The 250-nt window shown below is 53.6% G+C and carries 1 protein-coding gene; it reads right to left on the reverse strand.

What is annotated here, in order from left to right; genetic code table 11:
• Nucleotides 1-250 (reverse strand): hypothetical protein (locus VQ643_RS16460; protein ID WP_414201606.1); only part of this gene is annotated, 250 nt, incomplete at both ends.

A 250-nucleotide genomic window follows, 5' to 3' on the forward strand; every position in this document is an offset into this window, starting at 1 on the left:
GGCCTGTTGGGCTGTAGCTTAAGTTTTCTTGCTGGCTACCAGTTCCCCAGCGGATCAATTGATCGTTGGCGTTGTATTGCCATTCACCCGGTTGGTGACGGCTGCCGATGCGGTTGCTGATGGCGTCATAGGTGTAGCCTTCATCGGGTAGGCCTAGGGCTTGCAGGGCTTGGTCAGGTTTGGCTTCTATTAGGCGATCTAGGGGGTCATATTGGTAGTTGATGTGGCCTTTTTCTGTTTGGCGTTTGCC

This window comes from Pseudomonas sp. F1_0610 (genome assembly GCF_047470865.1).
Lineage (GTDB): Bacteria > Pseudomonadota > Gammaproteobacteria > Pseudomonadales > Pseudomonadaceae > JAZDRH01.